The following is a 23,477-nucleotide window of genomic DNA, read 5'->3' on the forward strand; positions in this document are numbered from 1 at the left end:
CGCAAAAGTAATTAAAAATTTGGTTCAGCAATTTTTTTCAGATAAATATTTCCAATACCTTTTTGGAATGTGTTTTATGTGCAATTTCATATTCTTGCGGGATTTTATGTTGCTGTTTTTAAAATAGTTTCCCCATAATTCCTGAAACTGCATTTCATCAATAGTGAAATAACGTTGCAACTGAGATTTTTGATTGATTTCAGAAGAAAATTCCAAGGTGATTGTTTCCATTTTTTCCAAATTATAATAGATGCCATAATTTCTTTTCAAATCGAATATTAACCACTTTTGATCTGCATATCTCTTTTTAAAGTGACCGGCATTTAATGGTAAAACATTAAAGTCTGGTTCAATCGTGGCAAAATAAATTCCGTCTTGCGTTAATCGAAATCTCACGAAAGCATCCATTCGATGCTTTTCCCGACTTACCTTTTTGGCAATTTTATCAACCAATAGCACATTTTGATCGGTAAAATCTGTTTCAATATTTTTTTCCGAGGTTAGCCCCCGACGGATATAGCCCAAAATTGTATTTTCCATCTGAGGTATTTCACTTAAAAAAGTTTTGTAAAGCTTCATTTTTCCTTCAGGCGATATTTTTTTTGAAATACCTTTCCAAACTCTTGTGGCTTTTTTTGCATCAGTGACAATTTCTTCCTCAGAATCAAAAAAAGTTGACGAAGCGATTTCAGTTTTAATAATTTCAACCTTTTCTAATTTATATTCATAAATATGAAAAATTGAAGTTAGCAACCCTTCAAAAGTGCCGTCATATTTTATAATTTCAATCAAAATGACGAAGTATTTTGTGTCTCAAAAAGGTTTAGTTGAGGGCTAAGCATTCCTTTGAATTTACTGGTGGAATTTGAAAATATGAGCCCCTTTATTTGCGCGGCGGTTCTGTCTTTCGTTTCAAAAATTCTGGAATCGCAGGTGATGAAATATTTTGCCCGATTTAACGAAGCACCGATTATTTTAAGGTTGTCCCAATTCAATTTTCTGAATTTCCGTGCATGAATAATTTTATGGACAGATTTTACGCCAAAGCCGGGAACCCGTAGCAACATTCTCATATCCGCAGTATTCACATTAATGGGAAATTGATCGAGATTCCGGAGCGCCCAGCTCAATTTTGGATCAATATCCGATTCCAAATTTGGAAATTCCCTGTTCAACAATTCCCGAATTTCAAAGCCATAAAAGCGCATTAACCAATCAGTTTGGTATAATCTATTTTCACGCAATAATGGAACCTCCGATCCAATGGAAGGCAGGCGTGGGTCATAACTTATGGGAATATAGCCCGAATAATATACCCTTTTAAGATTATAATTTTTATAAAAATGTGCCGAAGTGTACATAATTTCAGCATCTGTTTCGCCGCTGGCGCCAACAATCATTTGGGTGCTTTGGCCCGCCGGCGCGTAGAGCGGAACTTTTTTTAATAATTTTTTTTCGTTTTTATATTGAATAATCTCATTTTTTACCTTTTCCATCGGCTTAATAAAGTCTTTTCTGTCCTTATCTGGCGCTAATAATTTCAAGCCTTTTTCTGTGGGAATTTCTATGTTCACTGAGAGTCTATCAGCATATAATCCGGCTTCTCTCATTAATTCGTCACTTGCTCCGGGGATTGATTTTAAATGAATATAACCATTGAAATTTTCCTCTTCCCGCAATTTTTTCGCCACGGAGATCAATCGCTCCATGGTGTAATCCGCATTTTTGAAAATTCCGCTGCTTAAGAAGAGTCCTTCAATATAATTTCTTCTGTAAAAATTAATGGTAAGATCCACAACCTCCTGAACTTTGAAAGCTGCACGTTTTATATCATTGCTTTTTCGGGTCACGCAATATGCGCAATCAAAGATGCAATGATTGGTCAGTAGAATTTTTAAGAGTGAAACACACCGACCATCTTCAGTATAACTATGGCAAATGCCCATACCCGTGCTGTTGCCCAAACCCTTATTTTTATTTTGTCTACTACTTCCGCTTGAAGAGCAGGAAACGTCATATTTTGCGGCATCCGCAAGTATACTGAGCTTTTCTTTTATTCTTTCGAAATTCATTTTGCTGGGAATATTGCCAAAAATATGGAATAATTCCTACTTATTTGGATTATATCCATTATATTTTTTGGATATTTTCCAATTTTAACTATATTTGTTTTATGGGAAAACAATTAGCTATTGAGGCTCAACGATTTAAAAAAATCAGGGAAGAGTTTCGTCATACACAGCAATCCTTTGCTGAATTATTAGGTATTGGCACCACCACCGCCGATTTGGAGAGGGGCAAAACCAAAATTACGGGTAAAATCGTGATGGAATTAATGAATCAATTCAACATAAATCCGCTGTGGCTTTATGGAAAGAGTTTCGAAAAATATATCAATTTGTCACAGGGCGATGTAAGTCCAAAGGTGATTTCCGTTGATGATTCGGGCAATGACACCATTCTATTGGTAAATCAAAAAGCAGCGGCCGGGTATCCAAATAATATACAGGATGTGGAATGGTATCAATCCTTGCCCGCATTCAATATTCCGTTGCCCGAATATAGAAATGCCTCCTACCGCGGCTTTCAAGTAGAAGGCGATAGTATGTTGCCAAGCCTGCGGCCAAATGAATGGGTTTTGGGCCGTGCCGTTCCCAATATTGATGAGGCTTCCGATAGTAAAATTTATATTGTTGTTCTAAGAGATTCGGTTTTGGTAAAAAAACTCCAAAAGATTCCGAACAATCTGCAAAGTATTCGATTGATTTCCCTGAATCCAGAGTATTTGCCTATAGATGTGCGCGTAAAGGACATTCAAGAATTGTGGCAAGTGAATAGTAAGTTAAGTTTCGGGGTGGATGAACCGGTGGAAAGTAATCTTCTCCGTCAATTGCAGAAATCCATGGATGATTTGAAAGGACAGATCAGCAGTTTAAAGCAATAAAGAGAGGGATGATAATAATACTCATCCCTCTCTCTATACTTGGACTTATTGATGTTATTCTTTGTCCTTTACTTTTATTTTGACGTTGCCTTCATCATCCGTTTTGATCTTGGCTTTTTCGTCTTCAGTTTCCATTTTGATTTTGTCGCCGTCATCTTTTATTTTTACATCGGCTCCTTTGTCCTGCATTTCTTCAATTACGGCTTCCTTTTGAGTTTTTTGTTCTCTACAAGAGGTTAACGTTACTGTCAAAAATCCTGCAAATAAGGCAATCATTATTAACTTTTTCATTGTTTCATATTTAGGGTTAGTGTAAATTATTTATTGTTTCCGATATCGTCAATTTTTTTATCAATTTCTTCATTAACTTCTTTATCCACTTCTTTTGCGGCACGCTCAAAAATTCCTTCATTTTCAGTAGTCGGCGGCGTTTCCGCTTCTACTTCAACTTCTCGAATAACTTCCCGAGTTTCTGTTTTCGTTTCACGGCACCCGCTTATTGAAAGAACAGTGATGGAAAGCGTGATTAAAAATGTTTTTTTCATAATCGATTTAATTTTAGGTTAGTCAAATTTATACTATTTAGGCCCCATCAATTAACAATTTTATCCCAAAAAATGTGAAATTTATATTAATTGCATTTTCATTCGTGCTATATCAATAAGAATGTTTTCAACTTTCCGCAATATTATATTTAGTAATATGATTTAGAATAGAACGAGTTGCTCCTCTATTATTTTTGACAAATTGTCTACAAATCTCTCCCGTTTCCAGTCTGAAACTCTCGTTGCTGACCAATTTTTGTAAAACAGCTGTACATTCAGTTTCATTTTTTATTGAAAGAACACCGGACAAATGAAGCAAATGTACTGCCTCGGGAAATTCCTTATAATTTTTTCCCATAATAATCGGAACTCCAAAAGTTGCGGCTTCCAAAATATTGTGCAGCCCCGTTTTTCCCATCGCTCCGCCCACATAGGCAATGTCGGCATAGCTATAAAGCCTTGTCAACAAACCGATGCAATCAACAATCAAAACAGAATATTCCCAAATAGCAACTTCATCCTTTTCCGAATGCAATAGTGTTTTTTTGATGATTTTGTTTCTGAAATTTTCAATCCGTTCGGTTTCAATTTTATGGGGTGCAATGATGAATTTTACATTTTCGGGCGCTGAATTTATATACTCCAAAAGCACCGTTTCATCTTCCGGCCAAGTACTTCCGCAGACAATGCACAGGGAATTTCCTTTAAAATCCTCCGCAAACTTCAATGTGTTGTCCATTTCAATTTGCTTCAAAACACGGTCGAAACGGGTATCACCACTAATCGAAACATTTTTGAAACCAATAGTTTTTAAAAGGATTTGGGAATTTTCATCCTGCACAAATAAATGTTCGAAAGTGGCTAATGCCTTTCGCATAAACCCGCCATAACTTTTAAAGAAAATCTGATTTTCCCGAAAAACGCCTGAAATTAAAAATGTGGGGATTTTCTTTTTTTCAAGCTCGAATAAATAGTTGGGCCAAAATTCATATTTCACAAAAAATGCAAGCGAAGGTGACACCGAGGCAACAAATTTTTCGGCATTTTTCAACGTATCCATTGGCAAATACACAACCGCATCGGCCAGCGGAGTATTTTTTTTGTTTTCAAAACCCGAAGGGGAAAAAAAGCTGACCACTATTTTATGATCGGGTTTCCGCTTTTTTATTTCTTCCATAATAGGCACACCCTGCTCAAATTCGCCAAGGGAAGCGCAGTGGAACCAAATAGTTTTATCGCTGGAGGAAACTTTTTGTTGAAGCGTTTCGAAAGTGTGTTTTCTTCCGTCTACAAATAGTTTCATTTTTTTGCTGAATAAAGCCACGGCCCTTAAAACAAAGGAGGCCACCTGAATCAGCAAATTATAGATTGTGTGCATAGCTTGTAAAAATACCAAATTATGAAATATCAAATCCCAAATCCCTATTGCCAAATCCCCATATAACAAATATCATTTTTGTAATTTTACCAAATTCAAATTATTTCCAAGGAATGAAGAAAATACAAATGGTGGACCTAAAAGGTCAATATGAAAATATTAAGGAACGTGTGGATAGTTCTATTATGAATGTGATTGAAACCACCGCTTTCATCAATGGTCCGGAGGTTCAGGAATTCCAAAAAGAACTTGAAAACTATCTAAATGTAAAACATGTAATTCCGTGCGCGAACGGCACAGATGCGCTGCAAATAGCAATGATGGGCCTCGGCCTGCAACCCGGCGATGAAGTAATTACTGCGGATTTCACCTTTGCCGCAACCGTGGAAGTGATTGCGCTATTGCAATTGACCCCAGTTTTAGTAGATGTGGATCCAGTGAATTTCAATATTGACATTGAGGCAATAAAAAAAGCGATTACTCCAAAAACAAGGGCGATAGTTCCCGTTCATCTTTTTGGCCTTGCCGCAAATATGGACGAAATTATGGCCATTGCCGAAGAACACAATTTGTACGTAATTGAAGACAACGCACAAGCCATTGGCGCCAATTATGTTTCAAAGGATGGCACAAAACATAAGGCCGGGACCATCGGTCATGTTGCTTCCACATCCTTTTTCCCTTCAAAGAATTTGGGATGTTATGGCGATGGAGGTGCGATTTTTACAAATGATGATGATTTGGCCCACATTATTCGCGGTATCGTCAATCACGGCATGTACGTGCGCTACCATCACGATGTGGTGGGCGTAAATTCGCGATTGGATTCCATTCAAGCCGCCGTGCTACGCGCGAAACTTCCGCATTTGGATGAATATAACGCGGCAAGAATTGAGGCCGCCAATAAATATACCGCGGCTTTTGAAAACATTGAAAATATTGTAACTCCGGGGGGTTTTGATGCCGAAAATAATCTTTCGGAAAGAAGCCACGTTTTTCACCAATACACTATAAAAATTTTGAACGCAGACCGCGATGCGTTGGTGAATCACCTGAATGAAAAAGGCATTCCGTGCGGCGTTTATTACCCAATTCCGTTGCATCTTCAAAAAGCTTACAGGGATGAGCGGTATAAAGAAGAAGATTTTACCGTTACCAACCAATTGGTAAAAGAAGTGGTTTCCCTCCCAATGCACACCGAATTGGACAATGAGCAAATTAAATATATTACAGACACTGTTATAAATTTCGTTTCCAAATAATGAAAAAAATTCTCGTTACCGGCGGTTTGGGCTATATTGGGTCGCACACCGTTGTTGAACTTCAAAATTCAGGTTATCAGGTTTTAATAATCGATAATCTCTCCAACTCGTCCTTGGATGTTTTGCAGGGAATTACGAACATTTCCAAAACGGCACCTAGTTTTGAACGCTTGGATTTACGTTTAAAAGCAGATGTTTCGGATTTGTTCAAAAGAAATCAGGATATTGAAGGAATCATTCATTTTGCAGCTAGTAAAGCGGTAGGCGAAAGTGTAGAAAATCCGTTGCTTTATTATGAAAACAACCTGAACACCCTTATTTATTTGCTTCAGGAATGTAACGCCTACGGAATAAAAAATTTCATTTTCAGTTCGTCGTGCACCGTTTATGGCGAGCCCGATACGTTGCCCATAACGGAAAATGCGCCCGTAAAAGAAGCCACATCTCCCTACGGAAATACAAAGCAAATTAGTGAGGAAATTTTGAAGGATACCTGCGCGGTTTCTTCCTTAAAATCTATTGCTTTGCGTTATTTCAACCCAATTGGCGCACATCAAACTGCTGAAATTGGAGAGCTTCCCGTAGGTGTTCCGCAAAATTTGGTGCCATTTATCACCCAAACCGCTGCCGGTTTAAGAAAGGAATTATCTGTCTTCGGAAGTGATTATCCAACGGAAGACGGCAGTTGCATTCGTGATTATATTCATGTCGTGGATTTGGCGAAGGCCCATGTAATCGCGATGGAACGGTTGCTAAAAGATCAAAACGAAACGCAGTTTGAGGTTTTCAATTTGGGCACCGGTCGCGGAAGTTCTGTTTTGGAAGTTGTGAATTCCTTCGAAAAAACTACCGGCCAAAAATTGAATTATAAAATTGTAGACCGTCGCCCGGGGGATGTAATTGCAGTTTATGCCGACACCAAAAAAGCAAATGAGGTTTTGGGCTGGAAAACTGAGAAAACAATGGAAGATGCTCTGGAATCGGCTTGGAAATGGGAAAGAAAAATCCGAAATATTTAATTTATAATTGATTATTAATGATTTAACCCAGGTTTAACGCTATTGATTTGGAATTGGGAATTGACATTTGTTTCTTTGCCCGGAACCAAAAAAGATAGAAAATAAGTTATGAAGTTAGTTTCAGTAAAACGAAAAACAAAAACAGAAAAACGATTTACAGAAAAAATGGGAATGTTCACCACGAGCGTGATTTACATCAAAAAAACATTTTTAAACATTCCTTTTAAAACCCTTCACAAATATCGCGAAACCTACTATGGCGAGGTAAAGGATTGTGCCGATTGCAGAATTAGTGCATAAACAATTCCAATAATTTAGAAAAACACCGGATGATGTACTTTCATTCGGTGTTTTTATTTCTATATGATTTATCTCATACATTTTAGCTTTTGTGTTTATTAATTTTGTTGAATTCAAAACAAAATTCAAATATTATGAAAGTAGCATCACTGACAGATGATATTCAATACCACGAAAGCCGTCCAACCATACAAGTTTTAATGGAAACTGAAACGGGAAAGGAAATTAGAATCGCATTTAAAAAGGACCAAATAATGAAAGAACACAAAACACCTTTCCCCATAGTGGTTGAAATCTTTGAAGGTGCGATTGATTTTGGCGTAAATGGAACCATCCACAATTTAAAAAGAGGCGATTTGATTGCGCTAGACGGTGGCGTTCCGCATGATTTGAGAGCAATTGAAACAAGCACTGTAAGATTGAGTTTAAACAAAGCAGATTCTGCGACACGCGTGGATAAGGTTGCAAAAAATTCTTGAGATATATCTTTAACAATAGTTTAATTAAAAAACGCCGAGGAGATTTTCTACGGCGTTTTTATTCCCTTAAATTAATTTTAGATATTGAATTAAACTTCGGCCTTTTCTGTTTCCACGGAAGCGTCAATTTTCTTTACCAATCCCTGCAATACATTTCCCGGACCAACTTCAATAAATTTAATAGCGCCGTCCTTTATCATATTTTGAACACTCTGCGTCCATTTTACCGGAGCAGTCAATTGAAAGATTAGATTTTCCTTAATTTTGGATGGATTCGTAACGGCAAAAGTTGAAACGTTTTGGTAGATTGGGCAAGCGGGTTCTTTAAAATTTGTAGCCTCAATTGCCGCCGCTAATTCTTCTCGCGCAGGTTCCATCAACGGACTGTGAAATGCGCCGCCCACAGGCAAAATAAGTGCTCTTCTGGCTCCCGCTTCCTTTAAACTTTCACAGGCTTTTTCTACAGCATTCACATCGCCGGATATTACCAATTGACCGGGGCAATTGTAGTTTGCCGCCACCACAATTCCGGGAGTGTCTGCGCAAATGGCTTCCACCAAATGGTCTTCCAAACCCAAAACTGCCGCCATTGTTGATGGCGTTATTTCACAAGCGTGTTGCATAGCCAAGGCACGCTTGTAAACCAATTTGAGACCATCAGCAAACTCCAGCGTTTTATTTGCAACCAATGCTGAAATTTCTCCCAAGGAATGTCCAGCAACCATATCTGGCTGAAATTTCGTTCCCATAACTTCTGCCAAAATTGTGGAATGTAGAAAAATTGCGGGTTGGGTAACTTTTGTTTCCTTTAATTCTTCCGCAGTGCCTTCGAACATTATTTTTGTAATGTCAAAACCTAAAACTTCATTGGCTAGCTTAAAAAGTTCTTTCGCTTTGGATGAGTTTTCGTATAAATCGTGGCCCATACCGGAAAATTGAGCACCCTGTCCAGGGAATATATGTGCTTTCATTGCAGTAATTTTTTAGTTGATTTTATAATTTCATTTTAATTTCGAACCCAAGTTTCATAGGTAAAAGAATATTTGTGCCTTTCATCTTTCGAATGCGCTATTTTTGAAACTAACCGCCATTCATCTTCGGAAAAATTCGGAAAAAAAGTGTCGGCATCTTCAAAAGTTCCATGCACGCGCGTAAGTTCAATTTTATTGGCAAATGGAAGTGCGATGTTGTAAATTTCTCCGCCGCCGATTATATAGGGATTTTCGTCATTTTCAGCAATTTTTAGCGCTTCATATATACTGTGAATCACTACTGCACCATCTTTTTCATAATTTTCATTACGAGTGATTACAAGATGGATACGATTGGGAAGGGGCTTCGGGAAGGATTCAAAAGTTTTGCGCCCCATAATAATATAGTGGTGGCTGGTAAGTTCCTTAAAGCGTTTGAAATCGTCCGGCAAATGCCAGAGCAAATCGTTATCCTTTCCCAATTCGTTGTTTTCGCCCGCGGCGGCAATCATTGTTATCATTCTACGTCTGGGGGTAAGGGGTTGTTCAATTCGGTATTTTTGTTTTTTGGCATTGTTGGCAACTGCAATTCCGTGTCAACCTGTTTTTGTATTTCTGCCATGCGCTCTGCTTGGCGTATTTTCAGCTTTTCCAATTGTCTGTCTTCCCATTCCTTTCCCATAAATTTGTTGACTACAAAAACGTTGAAAAGGTGCACCAGAAATATAAATGTCCAAATTAAAATTGCCCAAACAAACCAATTTTGGAACAACAATTCATTGCCATAGCCCAAAACGGGATTGATGATTAGTAACAAAACAGAACCCACCAAAAACAAAATAAAATGCCGCATCAAGTTTTTTTTCTGCTTTATGCGGCGGCGGGCATATTCGTACTGTTCGCGCTGTTCGGCGTCAATTCTTTCGGTTTTTGTAGCTTTTGAAAACATAGTTGGTTAATTTCGTTGCAGCTTCACTGAAAAATTCAGTATTGTAAAAATACCTAAAATTCATCGTTTACGCCTCCCGCTTATGGAAGAAATACGCAAACACTTTCCCGCTTTGGAATCTTGCACCTACCTCAACACCGCATCAAATGGGGTAATCCCAAAACCTGTGGTGGAATGGCGAAGGCAGCACGACTTGGATTTGATGAACCACGCCAGTGTTTTTCGGGATAAACATAAAATTCATATTGAGGAAATACGAAAAACGGTTTCAACCTTTTTTAATGCTTCTGTGGAAGAAACTGCGTTGATTCCGAATTTTTCTTTTGGAATGAATACCGTTTTGGAAGGCTTGCCGAAAAAACAAAAGATTCTGCTGTTGAAAAACGATTATCCCTCCATAAATTGGCCCGTGGAAACCCGTGATTTTGAAATCTGCTATGCCGAAATAGACGAAAACTTGGAGCGTAATATTGAAGAAGCGGTAGTAACGCAGAGGCCGGATGTATTTATGTTCAGCATCGTGCAGTGGCTGAATGGGATTAAAATTGATTTTGAATTTCTTGACAGGTTAAAAAGCTATCACCCAAACCTGTTGTTGGTGGCGGATGGCACACAATATTTGGGTACTGAAAATTTCAGTTTTGCCGAAAGCCCGATTGATGTTTTGGGTGCGAGTGCTTATAAATGGTTAACTGCCGGTTATGGCAACGGATTCATTTTTGTAAAAGAAGCAGCACGGGAGCGAATTTTCCCAAAGACCATCGGATTCAATTCTGCGGAACGGTTTGAAAGCAAGGCATCCGAAACCACTTTTATGAAACACTTTGAACCCGGCCACCAGGACACTTTGAATTATGGCAGTTTGCAGCAGGCATTTTTTTTTCAGGAAAATCTGGGAAAAGATGCGCTTTATGAAAAGATCGCTTCCCTTTCGGCAAAGGCAAAGAAACGTTTTGCTGAAATGGATTTGTTGCGAAATGATACGTTACTTCGAGAAAAACATTCTTCAATTTACAATTTAAAAGGAGATTCTGTTTTGTTTGGGAAATTAAAAGAGAACAATATTATATGTTCCCTTCGGGGCGGCGGAATTCGTGTCAGCTTTCATTATTATAATACTGAAGACGAATTGGAAAAACTTTTAGAGGTCGTGAAGTCGACGGGTCGATAAGTTGATGGTTTATGAGTTTAAAGTTTAGGAGTTTATTTTCATCCGGAATCAGCATCACGCTTTTCGAAAAACATAATTTTTATAATATTCATTGGCATCCGTAAAAGAAGTTTCAATTTTCAACCCAGCTTTTTCGGCCAGCCAACTTACAGTTTTGTCGTCGTATTTCTGTGAAATTTCTGTGTGGATGGTTTCCCATTGTTCAAAATTTATCTGTAATTGCAATTGTTCAATAGTTACTTCCATTGCTTCGCTGGCGACCAAAAAACTTTTGGCGGTGCCGGTTTCCGGATTATAAGTTTCCCAATGGTTGAATTTTTCAACCTCAAAATTTCCGCCGAGTTCACGGTTTATTCGGGTTAAAATATTTTTGTTAAATGCCGCCGTAATTCCTGTTTCGTCATTGTAAGCGTCAAGCACGGTCTGCGGATTTTTCTTCTGGTCGAAACCCATAAAGAGCAAATCTTCCGAAAGCATGGTATCCTTCAATTGAGAAAGAAAGTCAATAGCTTTAGTATGCGGTAGATTACCGATATTACTTCCCAAAACCATAATTACTTTTTTTCTTTTGTTGTAACCTTTCAGCCGTTCCAAAACCTCAAAATATTCGCCCACTTCGGCATCAACTTTCAGCAATGGCATTTCCAAAGCAAGATTGTTGGAGAGCAATTCCACCGCATTTTCAGAAATATCGATTGGTTTGTAAACAAAATTGAAATTGTTTTCGGCCATATATTTCAGAAGCACCTTTGTTTTTTTTCCATCTCCAGCGCCCAATTCAATTAAATCGAGCCCATTTTCCCTGTCACGGAAAAGTTCCCCAATCGTAAATGTATTGTTTGAAATTATATCCAATTCGCAACCCGTAAGATAATAGCTGGGCATCGCCATAATATCCTGAAAAAGTTTGTCGCCTGTTTTATCGTAAAAATATTTGGAGGAAAGATATTTTGGAGAAGCCGTAAGCCCCTCAAAAACTTCCTTCTTAAAGGCGGTATTGCGCTGTGGTTGCGTTTTTGTATCCATTAAATCATATTTATTTTGCCAATCTCAATCCCGTAAATTGCCAGCGCAAATTGGTTTGAAAAAAGTTTCGATAGGTGTGGCGGGTGTGTTTTTTTGGGGTTGCTACTGAACCGCCGCGCAACACTTTTTGGTTCACCATAAATTTTCCGTTGTATTCCCCAATGGCGCCGGGAGCTTTGGTGTAGCCGGGGTAGGGAAGGTATGCGCTCTCGGTCCATTCCCAACGGCTGCCCCATTCAAAGTTTTTTTGCGCAGCTTCCCATTCAAATTCCGTTGGCAATCGGCAGTCCTTCCACTGCGCAAAAGCAAAGGCCTCAAAATAGGAAATGTGTGATACGGGCGCTTCCAAATTAATTTTTTGAAGTCCGCTCATTGAATATTGATGCCATTCGCCATCAATCTCGTGCCAATACATGGGTGCGGAAATGTTGTTTTGTTGCACCCAATCCCAGCCTTCCGCGTGCCAAAGGTTGAAATCTGTGTAGCCACCGGTGTTTATAAATTCCAAATATTCGGAATTGGTAATCAATTTATTCGAAATTTTATATTCGTGAAGAAAAACTTTATGACGCCCCAACTCATTGTCATAGCAGAATTCATCGGAGCTGTTGTGGCCTATTTCATAAATTCCTTCCTCCATTGCTATCCATTCTTGTGAAAAATTCTGAGGAGGATTTTCTGAAAATGAATCGTTGTATTTTGGGAGCAATGGATTGTTACCGAGAATGTACTTTATATCCGTAACCAAAAGCTCTTGATGCTGTTTTTCGTGGTGGATTCCTATTAAAAGGATTTCCTCAACTTCAGCTGAAATTTCTTCCGAAAGGAAATCCCTCATTTCATTGGTAACGTAATGACGATAATCATAAACATTGGCAACTCCTGGGCGGGAAAGATTTCCGCGGTCATTTCGAATTACCCGTTTTCCCACATTTTCATAATAGCTATTGAAAACAAAGGCAAAATCTTCATGAAACAACCGGTAATTGGGCTTGTGCGGTTTTAAAATGAATTCCTCAAAAAACCAGGTAGTATGCCCAAGATGCCATTTTGGAGGCGAAACATCAACGATTGGCTGGACCACATAATCTTCGATTTCCAGAGGTTTGCAAATATTTTCGGTATGTTGGCGGGTTTCGAGAAAGAAGGAAACCAAAGTATCAGTGGCAATCATAAAAAAAGTGCCGTTATTTTTTTTTGACGACACTTTAAATATAAATATTAAAATTGTTGAAGAGTATTTTGCCAGCGTTAAACAGTTGTTAAACTAGGTGAATCAATTCTTTGTCTTTCGCTTTTTCTTCTTTTTGTTGGTTTCTGTGGGCGGCTCTACCTTAAAAATAATGGGCAGGGAATAGAGAACTCCCACCGCTTCACCTTTTTGCATACCCGGTTTCATTTGTGGAAGGTTGCTTACAACCCGAACAGCTTCCTTTTCAATTTCCTCATTTTCCGCGCGTGCACGTACATCTACCACATCACCGTTTTTATCAATCTTGAATTGGACTGCGGTCCGGTAGATTTTGGGAGGTAAATCCAAAGATGCAATTTTTTTCATGTCGAAATGAATATTTATAAATTCCGAAATTTTAGAGGACATGCAGCTTTTCAATTCAACATTGCCATTGCCTTTGCAGCCAGGATAAACGGGAACATTTTCTATGGTGGCAAAAGGGACGTCAGTTTTACCCATTTCTGATTCGGAAACATCGGTGACGGTTTCCTCCACCTGTGCGATAACAAATGTTGAGCAGAAGATAAGGCAAACTAGGTATAGATTTTTGAACATTGTTATTTACCTGTTTTGAAATTAAAGGGCACTGTATAATTTATGGCGCGCGGCTTTCCCCCTAACATTCCGGGTTTGGACATTTTGGGAATTGTCATAATATTTCGTTTTGCCTCTTCCTGCAATTCTTTGGTGCCACCGCTAACTTTTTTAATGTCTACCAGGCCTTTTTCATTTATGGTGAATTCTACAATCACTTTGCCCTGTTCGTTTTTTTTGTAGGCTGTTGGCGGATATTTAAAGTTTTTGATAATATGTGAAGTCAATTTCTCGTCAAAACATTTTTCACGTTCGGCGGTACTTCCTTTTTCACAACCAGGCCATATTGGCGCAATTTCCTTGAGGGTAACTTCATTGGCTACCACATTACCCCATTCTTCCTGGGCAAAAAAGGTAGTTGTTGAAAGTATAAAAAATGCAAATAACAGATTTTTCATTTTATGGAATTTAGTAGAGGTTAAATGGCAACAGTGCCCTTAATATGCGGGTGAGGATTGTAATCCACAAGCGTAAAGTCATCAAAGTTGAAGCCAAAAATATCCTTTACATTTGGATTGAGCAACATTTTTGGCAACGGACGTGGTTCGCGCGATAGCTGGAGTTCAACTTGTTCAAAATGATTGCTGTATATATGGGCATCGCCGAAGGTGTGGATGAAATCTCCCGGTTGATAGCCACAAACCTGCGCCACCATCATTGTGAACAGCGCATAGGATGCAATGTTGAACGGCACGCCCAGAAAAATATCTGCACTGCGCTGATAGAGTTGGCAGGATAGTTTTCCTTCGGCCACGTAAAATTGAAAAAAGGCATGACAAGGAGGAAGCGCTGCTTTGCCGAGGGCCACATTTTCAGCAAACGGTTTTGAAGTATCCGGCATTACGCTTGGGTTCCACGCGCTCACGAGCATGCGGCGGCTGTCCGGATTAGTTTTGAGTGTTTGGATTATTTCAGAAATTTGGTCAATTTCGTCATTGTTCCAGTTGCGCCATTGGTGGCCGTAAACGGGTCCCAAATTTCCATGTTCATCTGCCCATTCGTTCCAGATTCGAACCCCGTTTTCTTGAAGATATTTGATATTGGTGTCGCCCTTCAAAAACCATAAAAGCTCATATACAATTGATTTTAAATGTAGTTTTTTCGTCGTGACCATCGGAAAACCTTCGCTTAAATCGAACCGCATTTGGTAGCCGAAAACACTTTTGGTGCCAGTGCCGGTGCGGTCCTGTTTCTGGGTGCCGTTTTGCAGTACATGTTTGAGTAGGTCGTGGTATTGCTTCATTTTCCTTCGCTTTATTTTTAAGTTTTCTAAAATAGATAAATCACCGCAGGGGAACGAATGGGATTGCTCTATAATTTCAAAAGTTATTAACCAAGACGGCCCTTTTAGCCAATTATCATTCCTGCAATTGCGGCAGAAATTAAAGAAGCAATAGTGCCACCAATTAAGGCTTTCATTCCAAATTTAGAAAGAGTTTTTCGCTGTCCGGGCGCCAAGGATCCAATTCCGCCTATTTGAATTCCGATGGAGGCAAAATTCGCAAACCCGCAAAGCATATAGGTCGCCATAATTATACTTTTTTCATAGCTGAGGTGCAATTCGTTCTGAATGTTTTTTAATTCCGCCAGTTGAATGTATCCCACAAATTCGCTAGCTACTAGTTTTATTCCCAAAAGCTGGCCCATCATGGTCATGTCTTCTTTCGCAACCCCTATCAACCACATTAAAGGCGCAAAGATTGTTCCTAGAATTGCTTCCAATGTAAGACTCTTATATGCCGAATTGGCCGCGACCCAGGCATTAATATTGGTAACATCGCCCACCCAGCCAAGTATTCCGTTGAACATTGCGATAAAGGCCACAAAAACCAAAAGCATTGCACCCACATTTACGGCCAATCTTAATCCTTCTGTAGTTCCGTTTGCAATGGCGTCCAAAAAGTTGGAACCAATTTTTTCTGAAGAAACCTTTACGTCGGTATTAATGGGTTCGGTTTGTGGGTAAAGAATTTTCGAGATAACAATTGCGCCTGGAGCTGCCATTACCGAAGCGGCCAAAAGGTGTTTTGCGAACATTAATCTTAACGCCGGATCATCACCGCCCAGAAAGCCTATGTAAGCCGCGAGCACCGCTCCAGCCACGGTGGCCATGCCACCAATCATTACCAAAAGCATTTCACTTTTGTTCATTTTTTCCAAATAAGCTTTTATTAAAAGTGGCGCCTCGGTTTGTCCCAAAAAAATGTTTCCGGCAACGCTCAAACTTTCTGCACCGGAAATGTTCATTAGTTTGGTGAGCAACCAACCCATTCCTTTTACAACAACTTGAATTATTCCAAAATAAAACAGTACCGAGGTAAGTGCGGAAAAAAATATGATAGTGGGAAGCACCTGAAACGCAAAAATGAAGCCGAAGGAATTTATGTCCAACATGCCGCCAAAAAGGAATTCACTTCCTGCTCTAGTATATTCCAGTACGTTCACGAAAAGCTGGCCTACCGTTTCAAAACCGTTTTTTATAAAACCAATTTTTAAAACGCCGATAGCAATCAACAATTGAAACGCAAGGCCGATGCCTACGGTTTTCCAATTGATGGCTTTTCTATTGGCGCTGAAAAGAAAGGCTATGGCTAGCAATGAAAACATTCCCAAAACTCCACGCCATACGCTTTGCATGGAAAATCCTTGACTGGGTATAATGGATGTTGAGTTTTTAATGGTTTCGGGTGCCATTGTTATGGCTGGAAGTTTTAATTCATATTTCCAATTGTTTTCAGCTAGCGTGAGGGTGCTGTCGGTAACCTCTGAAACCCGCAGTCTACGGATGCTGTCCTTAGGTTTGTTGATAAAAAGTACCAACAAATTGTTTTGAAAAATATAATCCCCACTGGAAATTAAACTGTCTGAGGGGGCAAGTTGATATTCAAAAGTGCCATTTTCAAGCGTTAAGAAATTATTTTCCGCATCAATGTTTACTATAGACAGTCCATTTTCGTCCTTTACTTCTGAAAATTGCCAAGTTTTTTCAATGCTCTGCCCTACAATTGTTCCGAAAAAAAGCAGCGCAGTAGCTACAAGTATTAATTTCTGCATAAATTATAATTCCCAAAAAATTAAATTTCCAATTCCAAATTCACAAATAGCCGCGGCTGTTGCATACCCCATTTACTTACGTTTTGAGATTTCATCCCTTACGCTTGCCGCCTTTTCGTAATTTTCGTTTTTAACGGCTTCATCAAGCATTTTGTTCAGTTGCTTCAGGCTCAGTTTGCTATAATCTTCGCTTATGGGTTTTATAGATTCCTTATCTCCTCCCAAGATCAAATTATCTATAACGGCCTCTTCCTTTTTTGTAAGCAATTTTTTTGAAGAGGAGGTTTTTAAATAAATACCGGCCTTGTCCAGAATATTTTTATAAGTAAAAATAGGGGCGTTGAAGCGAAGTGCCAATGCAATGGCATCACTAGTGCGTGCATCTATAATTTCTTCAATTTTGTCACGCTCGCATATAATGCTCGAATAAAATACGCCGTCAACCAATTTGTGGATTATAACTTGTTTTACCACAATGTCGAAACGATCCGCAAAGTTTTTAAAAAGATCATGCGTAAGAGGCCGAGGAGGAGTAATTTCTTTTTCCAGCGCAATGGCAATCGATTGTGCCTCAAAGGCACCAATGACTATCGGGAGTTTGCGCTCGCCGTCCACTTCGTTCAAAATAAGGGCGTATGCGCCATTTTGTGTTTGGCTATATGAAATTCCTTTTATTGTAAGTTTTACTAAACTCATTTTTCAGTGGTCAGTATTCAGTATTCAGTTTTCATTATGCAGGGGTCAGTAATCAGAATAGAATAATGGACAATTTTCTACTTCCGTCATCGGTTATCAGTCTTCCGTCTTTTAGCTTTAAAAATAAGAAAAAGCTGTTTAAATTTGGATGTTTCCATATCTAAACAGCCCTTTTTCGGGGTACAAATTAATAAAAAATTAAGCGTTCTGCGCCTTAAATTCCTTTAATTTTTCGGTAAGCTTAGGAACGATTTCAAAAGCATCGCCAACCATTCCGTAATCCGCGGCTTTAAAGAAAGGAGCCTCCGGATCATTATTTATTACCACTTTCACTTTTGAGGCGTTGATTCCTGCCAAATGCTGGATCGCGCCAGAAATTCCCACGGCAATATATAGGTTGGAGGCCACCGGTTTTCCAGTTTGCCCCACGTGCTCGCTATGTGGTCTCCAGCCCAAATCGCTCACCGGTTTGGAGCAAGCGGTTGCGGCGCCCAATGTTTTCGCAAGATCCTCGAGCATTCCCCAGTTTTCAGGGCCTTTAAGTCCGCGACCGCCGGAAACTACTATTTCAGCATCGGCAATGGTTACTTTATCCGTTGCTTTATCTACAGAAACAATTTCCATATCGAAATCGTGGGCGTCTAAATTTGGTGTAAATGCTTCGGTGGAAGCTGAGGTTTCGCTTTCCTTTAAACCATAGGAATTTTTTCCAATGCCGACTATTTTTCTATCGGTTTTTATCTCGGTTACGGCGAAGGCTTTGTTAGTAAAAACATTATGTTTAACCTTAAATGGCGAAGTGCTTTCGGGAAGTGTTACCACATTCGGCACGTAGCCCGCTTCAAGATTTACTGCGAGGGCCGGGGCCAGAAATTTACTGTTGGCGCTGGAAGTTAATACCACCACTTTCGCATCTTCATTTTTTGCGGCTTGTGCCAGAACATCGGCATAGGCCTCTGCGTTGAATTTGTTCAATTTATCATTGGAAACTTCCAAAACTTTTGAAGCTCCATATTTTCCCAATTCCGAAACATCGTTGGTGTTGATGGCGACCGCCGTTACTGAAGTGCCCATTTGGTCTGCAATTCCTTTAGCGTATGCAACGGCCTCTAAGGCGATTTTCTTTATTTTTCCTTCTTCTGATTCTGTATATACTAATATCATAATTTTAGTTATGAGTTATGAGTTGTGAGTTATGAGTTATAAAAATTCCAAATCCTAAATTTGGAATGTAGCGCTTTTAATTTTTTGGCTTAGATCACCTTTGCTTCGTTGTGCAAAAGATTTACCAATTCATCAACGCTATCAACCAATTTAACGGCACCTTTTGGCGCTGGTTTTTCGAAAGCCACTGTTGCAGTTTCTTCACTGGAAGCTATTGGTTCTTTCACATTTAGGGGTTTTGTTCGTGCCTGCATAATGCCGCGCATATTAGGAATACGAAGATCGCTTTCCTGCACTAATCCTTTTTGTCCGCCAATTACCAACGGAAGCGATGTTTTCAAAGTTTCCTTTCCGCCGTCAATCTCGCGGATTGCGGTGGCTTTATCGCCTTCTATTTCTATTCCGATACAAGTATTTACGAAATTGGCACCAGTAAGTTTTGCAACCATTCCAGGAACCATTCCGCCGTTAAAATCTATAGATTCACGACCACCGATTACCAAATCATAACCACCTTCCTTGGCAACATTTGCCAATTGTTTTGCAACTGTAAATCCATCGGTTGCAGCGGTATTTATTCTTATGGCTTCATCGGCGCCAATGGCCAAAGCCTTGCGAAGGGTGGGTTCAGTTTCGGCACCGCCAACGTTTATGACGTGTACGGTCGCGCCTTGTTTTTCCTTAAACCACATAGCGCGGGTTAGGCCAAATTCATCATTCGGATTAATCACGAATTGAACACCACTTGTGTCAAATTTGGTGTCGCCTTCGGTGAAATTAATTTTGGAGGTCGTGTCCGGTACGTGACTTATGCATACTAATATTTTCATATTTCTATGTAATTTGTTCTTGAATTGAAAACATGCTCAGGTAATTTTTTGGAGCGTTTTCTAATTAAACTTGGATTGAAAATTTCTGAAGAATTTCAACTAAAACAGTTTTGAAATGCTTGTGTGCGAAGTTACGGATATATTTCTTTTTTTTATTATGCGCGCATAATAAAATTTGTTTAAAAGTGGATAAATATTATTTAAACGGATGGTAATTATAGTATTTTTGCTATCCCTGAAAAATTCAGTTATTTACATTTTCAAATTATACCAATGAAGACATTACAATTCAGAGAAGCCATACAGGAAGCGATGAGCGAAGAAATGCGTCGCGATGAATCTATATATTTAATGGGCGAGGAGGTTGCCGAATACAACGGCGCTTACAAAGCCAGTAAAGGAATGCTCGATGAGTTCGGCCCAAAGCGGGTTATTGACACGCCTATTTCCGAAATGGGTTTTTCGGGTATCGGAGTGGGATCGGCTATGAATGGCAACAGACCGATCATTGAGTTTATGACCTTTAATTTTTCTCTTGTAGCCATTGACCAAATAATAAACAACGCAGCCAAAATGCGCCAAATGAGCGGTGGGCAATTTAATATTCCTATCGTCTTCCGAGGACCGACGGCTTCCGCGGGGCAACTTGCCGCTACGCACAGCCAAGCTTTTGAAAGCTGGTATGCAAACTGTCCGGGCTTAAAAGTGGTTGTGCCAAGCAATCCGGCTGATGCCAAAGGTTTGTTGAAAAGTTCAATCCGCGATAACGATCCGGTAATTTTTATGGAGAGCGAGCAGATGTACGGCGACAAGGCCGAAGTGCCCGAAGGCGAATATTTAATTCCGTTGGGAGTGGCCGATATTAAACGGAAGGGAAAGGATGTTACCATCGTATCTTTCGGAAAAATCATTAAGGAAGCATATAAGGCTGCTGATAAATTGGCTGAAGAAGGAATTGAATGTGAAATAATTGATCTGCGCACTGTGCGACCATTGGATTACGAAGCCGTTTTCGAATCGGTAAAAAAGACCAATAGACTGGTTATTTTGGAAGAGGCCTGGCCTTTCGGGAATGTTGCTACTGAAATAACCTATCAAGTGCAAAACAAAATCTTCGATTATTTGGACGCACCTATTGTAAAAATAAATACTGCCGATACCCCTGCACCTTTTTCTCCAAATTTATTGGAGGAATGGTTGCCAAATAGTGAGGATGTAATAAAGGCAGTGAAGAAGGTTATGTATAAATAAGTATTCAGTATTCAATAGATAGTTTTATACAAGATTTCAAAACCCATAACTATTAAATTACTTCATCCCTCATCCCAAATTCCTCAACCCTCATAAATGAAGCACTTTCTATTGATTTTCATAATTTTATTGGGTGCTGCGGGATTTTCCCAAACAAAGGTCAGTGGCGTAATAAAGGATGAATCGAATAATCCGGTTGCCTTTGCCAATGTTATTTTTAAGGATTCACAGGAAGGAACAATTTCTGATGAAAACGGCCGGTTTTATTTGGAAAGTGACAAAACCTATAAATCCGTTATTTTTTCTTTCATTGGTTATACTTCTAAGGAAATAGATCTCCCGTCACGAAGCAACTACAATATGGAAGTAATATTGGAAGAAAGCGCCGCTGCATTGGACGAGGTGGTGGTTTATAGTGGAAAAACTTCAAAAAAGGATAATCCCGCAATCGATATTCTTAGGAAAATATGGGAAAATAGAAGGCAGAACGGAGTCAAGAAATTCAATCAATATCAATACGATAAATACGAAAAACTTGAATTCGATTTAAACACAATTGATAGCGCACTTATAAAAAGTAGGCTTTTTAAGGGAATGGAATTCGTTTTTGATCAAACCGATACTTCAAGCGTAACAGGAAATACGTACCTCCCAATTTTTATAAATGAAGCCGCTTCAATAGTTTATGGGGACAATCTTCTGAATGAAGAAAAGGAAATTTTGCGCGGTAACAAAAACTCGGGTTTTGAAAATAACCAAACTCTCATTGCCTTTGTAAAGGACCTTTACAGCGAATATGATGTGTATGACAATTACCTGAAATTTTTCGATAAAGCCTTTACCAGCCCACTTTCCCGAACCGGAATAGACGTCTATAACTACGTATTGCGAGACAGTGCCTACCGCGACAACAAATGGTGCTACAATATTATTTATTATCCACGCCGCAAAAATGAACTTACCTTTAAAGGAGATTTTTGGGTGAATGATACCACGTGGGCCATAAAGGAAATAAATCTGCAAGCCTCTAAAAGCGCGAACTTAAACTGGGTGCGCGATGTTTACATTGAACAGGAATTTGAGGTGCTAAACGACTCCATCTTTTTGATAAAGCGTGATTATTTTATGAGCGATTTCAGCTTTCAAAAAAAGGAAGAAGCCAAAGGTATTTACGGAAAACGGACGACCTTGTATGATAATTATGCCTTTAATATTCCGAAGGACAAAAAGTTTTATGCCCAGCAGGTAGATCCCTATAATTATGAGGTCTATAACAGACCCGACGAATTTTGGGAAATGAATAGAATGGAAAAGCTAAGCAAGGATGAAAAGGGTGTTTATCAAATGTTGGACACCTTGAAAACGGTAAGACGCTTTAAAAATCTATATAATCTAGGCACAACGCTAGCCAGCGGCTATTACGAAATAAACAATTTTGATCTTGGTCCCGTATTTTCTGTTTTTGGTTATAACGAAGCGGAAGGTGTGCGAATCCGTATGGGCGGTCGAACCTATTTTGGTCAAAACGACCCGTGGCGTATTGAAGGTTTCGGCGCTTACGGTTTTAAGGATGAAAGATTTAAATATGGCCTATCGGCAAAATGGCTTTTGGACCGAAAATCAAGATTGACGGTTTTTGGTGGCAACCGTCGCGATGTGGAGCAAACCGGGGCAAGCCTCACCAATAGCAATGATGTTTTGGGAAGAAGTCTGGCTTCCTCCACACTTTTGTCTGTAGGCGCGAATGATAGGCTTTCGAGAATAAATCTAACCACTGCTGGATTCGATATTGAACCCTGGAAAAATTTCATTCTTCGACTTACTACTTCTTATAGAACCTTAAAATCTGCCACGGAAACTTTTAGTATCGACTATAAAGTAATGGAAGATGGCGTTTTTACCGGCGAAATAAAAAGTGAACTGGAACAGGCCGAAATTCAAATTGGCTTTATGTATGCCCCCGGTCGCAAAACTTCCGGTTATGGGGTGGAGCAAACAGTAATTAATGCGGGCGATTTTCCTTCCTTTTATGCAAGTTATGGTTATGGTTTGAAGGATGTGCTGGGAGGTGATTTTGAATATAAGAAAATTCAAGCCCTCTATACGCAGCCTTGGAATATTGGAGGATTTGGTCGACTTTTTTCCACCGTTGAAGTGGGCACAACAATAGGTGCGGTGCCGCTAAGCTTATTAAATCCTATTCCCGGCAATCAGACATATTTCAGTATGTACAACAGTTTCACACAGTTGGATTATTATGAATTTGTGAGTGATACCTATGCCTCCCTGCATTTGGAACACAATTTTGGAGGCAGAATTTTTTCGCGCATTCCATTATTGAGAAAACTGGATCTACGGGAAGTTGTGGGATTTAGGGCTGTGTATGGAACCATATCGCAAGAAAATATAGATTTGAACGCATCCAATATTGTTTACAAAGCCCCCGAGGATATTTATTGGGAATATAGCGTAGGCGTTGGTAACATATTCCGAATTTTTAGATTGGATTTCAACTTCCGTGGAAATTATTTTGACATTACGGACGCCAGAAGCTTCGGCGTTACCGGGGTTTTTGGTTTTTCCTTTTAAACCGCTAAATTATAGTTGCCC

General features: G+C 39.3%; 25 protein-coding genes. 8 read left to right on the top strand and 17 right to left on the bottom strand.

Annotated features, from left to right (window positions below; all coding sequences use genetic code 11):
* Positions 1-24: 24 nt before the first annotated feature.
* Both QRD02_RS09945 and QRD02_RS09950 read right to left on the bottom strand, forming a co-directional pair.
* Positions 25-792, bottom strand: a complete 768-nt coding sequence (locus QRD02_RS09945; protein WP_290254795.1) for a TIGR03915 family putative DNA repair protein — start codon at positions 790-792, stop codon at positions 25-27.
* Positions 789-2,072 (bottom strand): putative DNA modification/repair radical SAM protein, encoded by a 1,284-nt coding sequence (locus QRD02_RS09950; RefSeq protein ID WP_290254796.1) that lies wholly within the window; start codon positions 2,070-2,072, stop codon positions 789-791. Before QRD02_RS09950 ends, QRD02_RS09945 begins: the two co-directional genes overlap by 4 nt.
* A gap of 101 nt (positions 2,073-2,173) precedes the next feature.
* On the opposite strand from QRD02_RS09950, the gene QRD02_RS09955 reads away from it, so the two are divergent.
* Complete coding sequence (locus tag QRD02_RS09955; RefSeq protein WP_290254797.1) at positions 2,174-2,944, top strand: LexA family transcriptional regulator; 771 nt, start codon at positions 2,174-2,176, stop codon at positions 2,942-2,944.
* A 54-nt stretch (positions 2,945-2,998) separates the two neighbouring features.
* Here QRD02_RS09955 and QRD02_RS09960 read toward each other — a convergent pair whose 3' ends face one another.
* From QRD02_RS09960 to QRD02_RS09970, 3 genes are all read right to left on the bottom strand, one after another.
* Complete coding sequence (locus QRD02_RS09960; RefSeq protein WP_290254798.1) at positions 2,999-3,235, bottom strand: hypothetical protein; 237 nt, start codon at positions 3,233-3,235, stop codon at positions 2,999-3,001.
* A gap of 26 nt (positions 3,236-3,261) precedes the next feature.
* Positions 3,262-3,489 carry a hypothetical protein gene (locus QRD02_RS09965; protein WP_290254799.1) on the bottom strand — a complete coding sequence of 76 codons (228 nt, stop codon included), beginning with the start codon at positions 3,487-3,489 and terminating at the stop codon, positions 3,262-3,264.
* Between the two features lie 127 nt (positions 3,490-3,616).
* A complete protein-coding gene (locus QRD02_RS09970) occupies positions 3,617-4,792 on the bottom strand; it encodes a 3-deoxy-D-manno-octulosonic acid transferase (RefSeq protein ID WP_353959576.1) in 1,176 nt (391 codons plus the stop codon).
* Between the two features lie 188 nt (positions 4,793-4,980).
* On the opposite strand from QRD02_RS09970, the gene QRD02_RS09975 reads away from it, so the two are divergent.
* From QRD02_RS09975 to QRD02_RS09990, 4 genes are all read left to right on the top strand, one after another.
* Positions 4,981-6,129, top strand: a complete 1,149-nt coding sequence (locus QRD02_RS09975; RefSeq protein ID WP_290254801.1) for a DegT/DnrJ/EryC1/StrS family aminotransferase — start codon at positions 4,981-4,983, stop codon at positions 6,127-6,129.
* Positions 6,129-7,148, top strand: coding sequence for a UDP-glucose 4-epimerase GalE (gene galE / locus QRD02_RS09980; RefSeq protein ID WP_290254802.1), 1,020 nt, complete (start codon positions 6,129-6,131; stop codon positions 7,146-7,148). Before QRD02_RS09975 ends, galE begins: the two co-directional genes overlap by 1 nt.
* 108 nt (positions 7,149-7,256) lie before the next feature.
* A complete protein-coding gene (locus tag QRD02_RS09985; RefSeq protein ID WP_290254803.1) occupies positions 7,257-7,448 on the top strand; it encodes a hypothetical protein in 192 nt (63 codons plus the stop codon).
* 134 nt (positions 7,449-7,582) lie between these two features.
* Positions 7,583-7,927, top strand: coding sequence for a cupin domain-containing protein (locus QRD02_RS09990; protein WP_290254804.1), 345 nt, complete (start codon positions 7,583-7,585; stop codon positions 7,925-7,927).
* Positions 7,928-8,016: 89 nt separating this feature from the next.
* Here the strand turns inward: QRD02_RS09990 and fabD are convergent, their stop codons facing one another.
* Genes fabD through QRD02_RS10005 form a run of 3 tightly spaced genes read right to left on the bottom strand, consistent with a single transcriptional unit; the run spans position 8,017 to position 9,847 of the window.
* A complete protein-coding gene (gene fabD / locus QRD02_RS09995) occupies positions 8,017-8,898 on the bottom strand; it encodes an ACP S-malonyltransferase (RefSeq protein ID WP_290254805.1) in 882 nt (293 codons plus the stop codon).
* Between the two features lie 35 nt (positions 8,899-8,933).
* Positions 8,934-9,419, bottom strand: coding sequence for a dihydrofolate reductase (locus tag QRD02_RS10000; protein ID WP_290254806.1), 486 nt, complete (start codon positions 9,417-9,419; stop codon positions 8,934-8,936).
* Positions 9,416-9,847, bottom strand: coding sequence for a 2TM domain-containing protein (locus tag QRD02_RS10005; RefSeq protein ID WP_290254807.1), 432 nt, complete (start codon positions 9,845-9,847; stop codon positions 9,416-9,418). Before QRD02_RS10005 ends, QRD02_RS10000 begins: the two co-directional genes overlap by 4 nt.
* An 82-nt stretch (positions 9,848-9,929) precedes the next feature.
* Here QRD02_RS10005 and QRD02_RS10010 point away from each other — a divergent pair, with 82 nt between their 5' ends.
* Positions 9,930-11,018, top strand: a complete 1,089-nt coding sequence (locus tag QRD02_RS10010) for an aminotransferase class V-fold PLP-dependent enzyme (protein ID WP_290254808.1) — start codon at positions 9,930-9,932, stop codon at positions 11,016-11,018.
* A 54-nt stretch (positions 11,019-11,072) separates the two neighbouring features.
* On the opposite strand, the gene QRD02_RS10015 is transcribed toward QRD02_RS10010, so the two are convergent.
* From QRD02_RS10015 to QRD02_RS10055, 9 genes are all read right to left on the bottom strand, one after another.
* Positions 11,073-12,044 (bottom strand): L-histidine N(alpha)-methyltransferase, encoded by a 972-nt coding sequence (locus QRD02_RS10015; protein WP_290254809.1) that lies wholly within the window; start codon positions 12,042-12,044, stop codon positions 11,073-11,075.
* A gap of 10 nt (positions 12,045-12,054) precedes the next feature.
* Positions 12,055-13,218 (bottom strand): ergothioneine biosynthesis protein EgtB, encoded by a 1,164-nt coding sequence (gene egtB, locus QRD02_RS10020; RefSeq protein ID WP_290254973.1) that lies wholly within the window; start codon positions 13,216-13,218, stop codon positions 12,055-12,057.
* A gap of 102 nt (positions 13,219-13,320) precedes the next feature.
* The gene (locus tag QRD02_RS10025; RefSeq protein ID WP_290254810.1) at positions 13,321-13,833 is read right to left on the bottom strand and encodes an energy transducer TonB; all 513 of its coding nucleotides are present in this window, start codon (positions 13,831-13,833) and stop codon (positions 13,321-13,323) included.
* Between the two features lie 2 nt (positions 13,834-13,835).
* A complete protein-coding gene (locus QRD02_RS10030) occupies positions 13,836-14,270 on the bottom strand; it encodes an energy transducer TonB (protein WP_290254811.1) in 435 nt (144 codons plus the stop codon).
* A gap of 20 nt (positions 14,271-14,290) precedes the next feature.
* Positions 14,291-15,115, bottom strand: coding sequence for a thymidylate synthase (locus QRD02_RS10035; RefSeq protein ID WP_290254812.1), 825 nt, complete (start codon positions 15,113-15,115; stop codon positions 14,291-14,293).
* 104 nt (positions 15,116-15,219) lie between these two features.
* On the bottom strand, positions 15,220-16,926 hold the full coding sequence (locus tag QRD02_RS10040) for a NupC/NupG family nucleoside CNT transporter (RefSeq protein ID WP_290254813.1): 1,707 nt from the start codon (positions 16,924-16,926) through the stop codon (positions 15,220-15,222).
* Between the two features lie 72 nt (positions 16,927-16,998).
* The gene (locus tag QRD02_RS10045; protein ID WP_290254814.1) at positions 16,999-17,622 is read right to left on the bottom strand and encodes a bifunctional nuclease family protein; all 624 of its coding nucleotides are present in this window, start codon (positions 17,620-17,622) and stop codon (positions 16,999-17,001) included.
* Positions 17,623-17,820: 198 nt separating this feature from the next.
* On the bottom strand, positions 17,821-18,789 hold the full coding sequence (locus QRD02_RS10050; RefSeq protein ID WP_290254974.1) for an electron transfer flavoprotein subunit alpha/FixB family protein: 969 nt from the start codon (positions 18,787-18,789) through the stop codon (positions 17,821-17,823).
* An 86-nt stretch (positions 18,790-18,875) separates the two neighbouring features.
* Positions 18,876-19,616: an electron transfer flavoprotein subunit beta/FixA family protein gene (locus QRD02_RS10055; RefSeq protein WP_290254815.1), complete on the bottom strand. Its 741-nt coding sequence runs from the start codon at positions 19,614-19,616 to the stop codon at positions 18,876-18,878.
* 273 nt (positions 19,617-19,889) lie between these two features.
* Here QRD02_RS10055 and QRD02_RS10060 point away from each other — a divergent pair, with 273 nt between their 5' ends.
* The gene (locus QRD02_RS10060; protein WP_290254816.1) at positions 19,890-20,867 is read left to right on the top strand and encodes a pyruvate dehydrogenase complex E1 component subunit beta; all 978 of its coding nucleotides are present in this window, start codon (positions 19,890-19,892) and stop codon (positions 20,865-20,867) included.
* Positions 20,868-20,963: 96 nt separating this feature from the next.
* Positions 20,964-23,456: a DUF5686 and carboxypeptidase-like regulatory domain-containing protein gene (locus QRD02_RS10065; RefSeq protein ID WP_290254817.1), complete on the top strand. Its 2,493-nt coding sequence runs from the start codon at positions 20,964-20,966 to the stop codon at positions 23,454-23,456.
* Positions 23,457-23,477 lie beyond the last annotated feature (21 nt).

Origin of the sequence: Aequorivita aurantiaca (assembly GCF_030410135.1) — a bacterium.
Classification (GTDB): domain Bacteria; phylum Bacteroidota; class Bacteroidia; order Flavobacteriales; family Flavobacteriaceae; genus Aequorivita; species Aequorivita aurantiaca.